5 protein-coding genes are annotated in these 5,151 nt (G+C 69.9%); all 5 read right to left on the reverse strand.

What is annotated here, in order from left to right:
• Nucleotides 1-92 precede the first annotated feature (92 nt).
• The 5 genes from efeO to ahcY all read right to left on the reverse strand — a co-directional run bounded on the left by efeO (nucleotide 93) and on the right by ahcY (nucleotide 4,997).
• Entirely contained in the window at nucleotides 93-1,235 is a 1,143-nt protein-coding gene (efeO, locus tag AB0C29_RS32810; RefSeq protein ID WP_360828463.1) for an iron uptake system protein EfeO, read from the reverse strand.
• An 11-nt stretch (nucleotides 1,236-1,246) separates the two neighbouring features.
• The gene (gene efeU / locus AB0C29_RS32815) at nucleotides 1,247-2,104 is read right to left on the reverse strand and encodes an iron uptake transporter permease EfeU (RefSeq protein ID WP_360828466.1); all 858 of its coding nucleotides are present in this window, start codon (nucleotides 2,102-2,104) and stop codon (nucleotides 1,247-1,249) included.
• A gap of 142 nt (nucleotides 2,105-2,246) precedes the next feature.
• Nucleotides 2,247-2,447 carry a DUF397 domain-containing protein gene (locus AB0C29_RS32820; protein ID WP_360828469.1) on the reverse strand — a complete coding sequence of 67 codons (201 nt, stop codon included), beginning with the start codon at nucleotides 2,445-2,447 and terminating at the stop codon, nucleotides 2,247-2,249.
• A gap of 43 nt (nucleotides 2,448-2,490) precedes the next feature.
• Nucleotides 2,491-3,339, reverse strand: coding sequence for a helix-turn-helix transcriptional regulator (locus AB0C29_RS32825; protein ID WP_360828472.1), 849 nt, complete (start codon nucleotides 3,337-3,339; stop codon nucleotides 2,491-2,493).
• A 212-nt stretch (nucleotides 3,340-3,551) separates the two neighbouring features.
• Nucleotides 3,552-4,997, reverse strand: coding sequence for an adenosylhomocysteinase (gene ahcY, locus AB0C29_RS32830; RefSeq protein ID WP_360828475.1), 1,446 nt, complete (start codon nucleotides 4,995-4,997; stop codon nucleotides 3,552-3,554).
• Nucleotides 4,998-5,151: the final 154 nt, after the last annotated feature.

Here is a 5,151-nt window from a genome sequence, read left to right on the forward strand (position 1 = left end):
GCGGTGGCACCGGCCACCCCGGCCACGCCGACGCCGGCGAGCGCGATGGCCCGCCGGCGCGAAACGATGCTGTCCGACATCGAGGGGTCCCCCTACTTCTTCGAGACGACCGCGGCGACCTTGCTGATCGGCTCGGCGAGCGCGTTGATCGCGTCGGAGAGACCCTTCAGGTCGGCCTCGCTGAGGGTGTTGTGCAGCTTCCAGCCGTCACCGTCGCGGTACTTGGCCAGCGTGGTGTCCACGTTGGCGAACTCGGTGTCGAGCGTCTTGACCAGCGCGGGGTCACGCTCCTCGAGGACCGGGCGCAGCGACGCGATGGCGGCCTTGGAACCCTCGACGTTGGCGTTGAAATCCCACAGGTCGGTGTGCGAGTAGCGGTCCTCCTCGCCGGTGATCTTGCCGGTGGCGACCTCGTCCAGCAGGCCCTTGGCGCCGTTGGCCAGCTGCAGCGGGGAGAGCTTCTCGGCGTTGGCCTTGGCCACGATCTCCTTGACGTCGACCAGCAGCTGGTCGGCGATCGGGCCGTCCTTGGAGACGTCCGGCTTGGCCGCCCACAGGTCCTTCTCGAGGCGGTGGAAGCCGGTGAACTCCATGCCCTCCTCGATGACCTCCTCGCGGCCGTCGATCTTCGGGTCGAGGTCACCGAAGATCTCCGCGACCGGCTCGATGCGCTCCCAGTACGTACGGGTCACCGGGAACAGCGCCTTGGCCTTGTCGACGTCGCCGGCCTTGACCGCGGCCACGAACTCCTCGGTCTTGGGCAGCAGCGCGGCGGTCTGGCTCTTGATGTAGCGCGAGTAGCTGGCGGTGGCGTCGGCGAGCTTGGCGTCGTCGGTCAGCGGGGCCGAGGACCCGGCGACGGTCAGCGCGGCGCGGATGCCCTTGCCGCTCATGCCGGGCTTGCAGGCGGTCTCGTACGAGCCGGCCGGCAGCTCCACGTGCAGCTCGCGGGTGAGGCCGGGAGCGATGTTCTCGACCTCGCCCATGACCCGGTCGCCCGGGGCGTACACGTAGAACTCGGTGACCTTGTTGCCGCCGTTGGTGATGGTGAAGACGCTGGTGCCGGCGTCGGCCTGGTTCCGGGCGACCTCGCAGGCCGTGTCGGAGGCCTTGACGGTGATCGGCCCGCCCGTGGCACCGGCGGCGGTGTCGTCGGCCTTGTCGCCGCCGCACGCGGCCAGGGCGCCGCCGAGGACGCCGACCGCGGCGAGCGCGAGGATTCGGGTGGTACGCATGGACGGGGCTCCTACTGCTGCGGCGCGGGCGCCGGGGTGGGTTCTGGGGTGACGGCCGGCGCCTTCTTGCGCGCCGGCCGGAGGAAGAGCACGAGCACCGGGATGCCGTACGCGGCCCAGGCGATCGTCTCGAGCACCGACGCGGTCGGGGTGATGTTGAACATGCCGGTCAGCAGGGCGGTGTACCAGGCCGAGGGGTCGAGCACGCCGCTGATGTCGTACGCCAGGTTGTTGAGGCCGGGCAGGGCGTTGGCCTCCTGGAAGTCGTGCACGCCGTACTTCAGGATGCCGGCGGCGACCAGGATGAGCAGGGCACCCGTCCAGGTGAAGAAGACCGAGAGGTTGATCCGTACCGCGGTCGCGTACATCAGGTAGCCGATGATCACCGCGGACGCGATGCCGACCAGCAGGGCGTAGAGCGGGCGGCTGTTGTCGGCGGCGCCCTGCACGGCCGAGTAGAAGATCAGCGAGGTCTCGAGGCCCTCGCGGACGACGGCCAGGAAGGCCATCACGGCCACCGCGATCGAGCCGACCTCCAGCGCGTCATGGAGCTTGCCGCGCAGCTCACCGGCGATCGAGCGGGCGGCCTTGCGCATCCAGAAGATCATCCAGGTCACGAAGACCACGGCCAGGATCGAGGTGATCGCCTCGAACAGCTCGCGGTGCTCGTACTTCTGCAGCAGGGTGGTCGAGGTGTAGCTGAGCAGCCAGCCGAAGAAGACGGACAGTGCCACGGCGAGCCCGACGCCGGACCAGACCTGGACGAGCCGGTCCTTGCGGTCGGACTTCACCAGGAACGCGATGAGGATGCTGACCACCAGGGTGGCTTCCAACCCCTCACGCAGGCCGATGAGGTAGGTGGCGAGCATGGCACTCCGTCGCTAAGGCATCCCTAAGTAAGGCTCGGCATACCTTAGTCACGGGCGAACCACATCCGTCAAGCTGAGCCGCTATCGGGCCGGTCACACGTCAGGGCGGCCCTCCGCCGGGGAGAACCGCCCTGCTCGGGGATCAGCGGTCGAAGCGGCCCTCGCGGACGCCGCCCAGGAAGTCGGCCCAGTCCCGGGGCCCGAACTCCAGGACCGGCCCGGCGATGTCCTTGGAGTCCCGGACGAACACCGCGGCGGCGGCCGAGGCGATCTCCACACAGTGCCCGGCGGCGGCGCTACGGGTGCTCTTTCGCCAGGTCAAGCCTTGGTTCTGCAATGTCATGCCCTTCCGCGGATGAATACTCGCCTCGGGTAACGCCCATCGGCTACCGCAGGCCATCCCCCGTTCGAGCGATCAGATCCCGAGTCTCGTCCACCGTCAGCGCCCGCCGCCGGAGATCGGCGAAAGCCTCCCGGTAGACCCGCACGTGCGCGTCTTTGGTGCGCAACTGGCCGCCGACCAGGTCCTCGCTGTGCACGACCGGCGCCCGCCCGGAGTCGCCGAACTCGAAGATGACGAACGCCTCGCCCAGCGCGGCGTGCGCGCCCGCGGCGAACGGGAGCACGTGCAGCTCGACGCCGGGCCGCTGGCCGGCGTCGTAGAGCCGCTGCACCTGGCGGCGCAGCACGTCACGACCGCCGACCTCGCGGTGCAGGGCCGACTCGTCGAGGACCACGCAGAGCCGTGGCGGCGGGTCGCGGGTCAGCACGCTCTGCCGGGCCATGCGCAGGGCGGTCCGCTGCTGCACTGTCTCCGGGTCGTCCAGGCCGGCGCCCACCTCGATGACCGCGTGCGCGTACTCGTCGGTCTGCAGCAGGCCGGGCACCACCTGCGCCTCCCACTCGCAGATGACGACGGCCTCGGCCTCGAACGCCACGTACTCGTCGTAGGGCTCGGCGACCGACGAGCGGTAGGGCGCCCACCAGACCCGGGCCCGTCCGCGCCGGGCCAGGTCACGCAGGCGGGACTGCTCGCCCGGCGTACCCGCGTAGAGCCGGAGCAGCCGGTCGAGGTCCGCCTCGCTGATCCCGGTCCGGGCCGTCTCGATCCGGCTCAGCTTGGACTCGGACCAGCCGAGCCGGGCCGCGACCTCGGCACCCCGGCGCTCACCGCGCAGCCGGCGCAGCTCGGCACCGAGCTCCCGGCGTGCGGCCATCGATGTCGGCCTCGCCACGGGACCACCGTACCGGTGACTGACTGCAACTTGCACGACACTATATGCACTTGCAGTGGAGCCCGGACCGTGTCGTAATGAGAGGGGAAAGCAGACTTTGGTGCGGGTCGCCGGGCGGGAGGCAGCGCACCAGGCAGGGAAGCGGACCGGTGGCGGCAACCGCCGGTTCGCTTTTCCACGAACCGGCGGCCCCGACCTCAGCCCCGCGGCCCTCAGTAGCGGTAGTGGTCCGGCTTGTACGGGCCCTCGACCGCGACCCCCAGATACGACGCCTGCTCCTTGGTCAGCTCGGTGAGCTTGACCCCGAGCGCACCCAGGTGCAGCCGGGCGACCTTCTCGTCCAGGTGCTTGGGCAGCACGTACACGCCGACCGGGTATTCGTCGGTCTTGGTGAACAGCTCGATCTGGGCGATCGTCTGGTTCGAGAAGCTGTTGCTCATCACGAACGACGGGTGCCCGGTCGCGTTGCCCAGGTTCAGCAGGCGGCCCTCGGAGAGCACGATCACCGAGTGCCCGTCGGCGAACTTCCACTCGTCGACCTGCGGCTTGACATTGATCCGCCGCACGTCGGCGCGCCGGGCCAGGCCGGCCATGTCGATCTCGTTGTCGAAGTGCCCGATGTTGCCGACGATGGCCTGGTGCTTCATCCGGGCCATGTGCTCCGCCGTGATGACGTTGAAGCAGCCGGTCGCGGTGACGAAGATGTCGGCCGTCTCGACCACGTCGTCCATGGTGGCGACCTGGTAGCCGTCCATCGCGGCCTGCAGGGCGCAGATCGGGTCGACCTCGGTGACGATGACCCGGGCCCCCTGGCCGCGCAGCGACTCGGCGCAGCCCTTGCCGACGTCGCCGTAGCCGAAGACCACCGCCACCTTGCCGCCGATCAGCACGTCGGTGGCCCGGTTGATGCCGTCGATCAGCGAGTGCCGGCAGCCGTACTTGTTGTCGAACTTGCTCTTGGTGACCGAGTCGTTGACGTTGATCGCCGGGAACAGCAGGGTGCCCTGCTGCTGCATCTCGTACAGGCGGTGCACGCCGGTGGTGGTCTCCTCGGTGACGCCCTTGATGCCGGCGGCGATCCGGGTCCAGCGCCGGTCGTCCTCGCGCAGCGACCGGGCGAGCACGGCGAGGATCACCGCGTACTCCTCCGAGTCGGCGGTGTCCGCGGCCGGGACCGACCCGAGCTTCTCGAACTCGGCCCCCTTGTGCACCAGCAGGGTCGCGTCACCGCCGTCGTCGAGGATCATGTTGGGACCCTCGCCGTCGGGCCAGCGCAGCACCTGCTCGGTGCACCACCAGTACTCCTCCAGCGTCTCGCCCTTCCAGGCGTAGACGGGCACCCCGGCCGGGGCCTCGGGAGTGCCGTCCGGGCCGACGACGATCGCGGCGGCGGCGTGGTCCTGGGTCGAGAAGATGTTGCAGGAGGCCCAGCGGACCTCGGCACCCAGCGCGGTCAGCGTCTCGATGAGGACCGCGGTCTGGATCGTCATGTGCAGCGAACCGGTCACCCGCGCGCCCCGCAGCGGCCGGCTCGGGCCGTACTCCTGGCGCAGCGACATCAGACCGGGCATCTCGTGCTCGGCCAGCTCGATCTCCTTACGACCGAAAGCGGCGAGGGAGAGGTCCGCGACTTTGTAGTCGCCCTCGGCGAGGGTCATCCATGCTCCTCCGGAGACGGGGGTCAAGGCAGCCGTCAACTTTACGCCGACGGCCAGTTCTTTTCCGGTACGCGCACAAAGCCGACAACCGCAGCACCGGGCCCGACCGGCACCCCGGCCCGGCCGGCGCGGCGTCGCGCCCGGTCACCCGGCC

Source organism: Actinoplanes sp. NPDC048791 (assembly GCF_040650095.1).
GTDB lineage: Bacteria > Actinomycetota > Actinomycetes > Mycobacteriales > Micromonosporaceae > Actinoplanes.

Excerpts from the sequence above, each read along its gene's own strand:
- efeO (WP_360828463.1), bottom strand. The coding sequence starts at position 1,235 with ATGCGTACCACCCGAATCCTCGCGCTCGCCGCGGTCGGCGTCCTCGGC.
- efeU (WP_360828466.1), bottom strand. The coding sequence starts at position 2,104 with ATGCTCGCCACCTACCTCATCGGCCTGCGTGAGGGGTTGGAAGCCACC.
- AB0C29_RS32820 (WP_360828469.1), bottom strand. The coding sequence starts at position 2,447 with ATGACATTGCAGAACCAAGGCTTGACCTGGCGAAAGAGCACCCGTAGC.
- ahcY (WP_360828475.1), bottom strand. The coding sequence starts at position 4,997 with ATGACCCTCGCCGAGGGCGACTACAAAGTCGCGGACCTCTCCCTCGCC.